Annotated in this window: 3 protein-coding genes; 2 read left to right on the top strand and 1 reads right to left on the bottom strand. The window is 44.0% G+C overall.

All coding sequences use genetic code 11. The annotated features are described in order from the left end of the window. Positions 1-151: 151 nt before the first annotated feature. Positions 152-394, top strand: a complete 243-nt coding sequence (locus IQ242_RS24585) for a hypothetical protein (RefSeq protein WP_002769725.1) — start codon at positions 152-154, stop codon at positions 392-394. A gap of 60 nt (positions 395-454) precedes the next feature. Here IQ242_RS24585 and IQ242_RS24580 read toward each other — a convergent pair whose 3' ends face one another. Continuing rightward, complete coding sequence (locus IQ242_RS24580) at positions 455-1,147, bottom strand: pirin family protein (RefSeq protein ID WP_193961754.1); 693 nt, start codon at positions 1,145-1,147, stop codon at positions 455-457. Between the two features lie 159 nt (positions 1,148-1,306). On the opposite strand from IQ242_RS24580, the gene IQ242_RS26535 reads away from it, so the two are divergent. Beyond that, positions 1,307-1,453, top strand: coding sequence for a PEP-CTERM sorting domain-containing protein (locus tag IQ242_RS26535; protein WP_155120177.1), 147 nt, complete (start codon positions 1,307-1,309; stop codon positions 1,451-1,453). Positions 1,454-1,503 lie beyond the last annotated feature (50 nt).

Genomic DNA, 1,503 nt, shown 5'->3' with positions numbered 1-1,503 from the left:
AATAATTACCCGGCGACGAGCCAGAAAAAATAATGGAAACAGGGAAAGACGGACGAGGCTGGGACTAACTAACTGGCAATAATGATAGCGAGAAAAGAAGTGGTTTAGTAGTGCCGAATTCTCGTTCCCAATCATTTAGGAGGTAGGAAAGATGACAATTTATGTCACCCGCGAGGGAGATAAACTGGTGGCCGATTCCCCACTGGAATTGGTAGAAAAATTACAACAATGTCAGGGGAGAATGACGGAAACAAGACAGGAATTCATGACTCGGATGGCTGCACATATGGTAGCCAGCCAAGGCGTTACTGTTCCTATCACCGATCCGGAGAATTTTATCGCCGAGCTAATCCATAACGATTTTCTCAGCGTGGTGGACAGTATTGATGGCTGAAAGTCGGCCGGGGAATTGGCGGCAAAACTTGGCCCCTAGGGTTCCTAACACTCAACCCCCTTACCCTAGGTCAAAAAGCAAAATTTCCGAGTCTTCTAGAGATTGAATAGCCAAGGAAGTTTCCTCGCTAATTGCCGCTCCATCCCCCGCTTGTAAATGCACGCTATTTAGGGTTATTTGCCCTCTAGCCACTTGTAACCAGCCATAACGACTGGGAGCTAAGGGATGAGTCAGGGACTGGCCTGGGGGCAGAATTCCCGCGTAGAGATTAACGTCTTGATGGACTTTAACCGCATTACCGGCACCGGTGGGAGAAGCGATTAGTTGTAAGGTATGGGGAGAAAATGCGATCGCTTTTTGTTCATAACTGGGTTCTAGATTTTTTTGGTCGGGAATAATCCAAATTTGCAGAAGATGGAGGAGATTAGTGGCAGAATGATTAAATTCACTGTGCTTTATCCCTGTTCCTGCGCTCATCCGTTGAATTTCACCGTGTCGAATCACGGAACCCGTGCCGAGACTGTCTTGGTGTTCTAGTTCTCCCGCCAAAACATAGGTTAAAATCTCCATATCCTGGTGTCCGTGGGTGTGAAATCCTTTTCCCCCAATCACTTTATCCTCATTAATAACTCTGAGACTCCTAAAATTAATCTGTTGGGGATCATAATATTGGGCAAAAGAAAAGGTATGATAGGTATCCAACCAACCATAGTTAGCGTGGCCTCTTTCCTCCGCCTTGCGTATAGTAATCATCGGTTTTCCTCTTTTTTATCTCTATATTCCTAGTCTATAAAATATTGCCAAAAATGATAAGTAGGCACTAAAAGTCAGATAGTTACCTTGAGGTCATCATTAGGGCAATGTTATTAAATTTTATGGATTTTGACTGGGAGCCATTATTTTGAAACAGCTATGACGACTCCCGAACCTTCAACTGTATTAGGCTTAATTGCCGTAGGTTTAAGCTCAATAGTCGGATTTAGGCTCTTCGGGACTTGGTATGGTTCGATATGGGGGCATAAATCGACTAAATCCTTATCTGGCAAGAGATTTAATTGATTAGTTCGCTCCAGATCGCAAACAATTGACAAAAATTGCGGTAATGTCTC

The sequence above is a fragment of the Microcystis sp. LEGE 08355 genome (genome assembly GCF_015207185.1).
Lineage (GTDB): Bacteria > Cyanobacteriota > Cyanobacteriia > Cyanobacteriales > Microcystaceae > Microcystis > Microcystis panniformis.
Note: the sequence above shows the minus strand (reverse complement) of the source record. Positions and strands in the feature narration are given on the sequence as shown.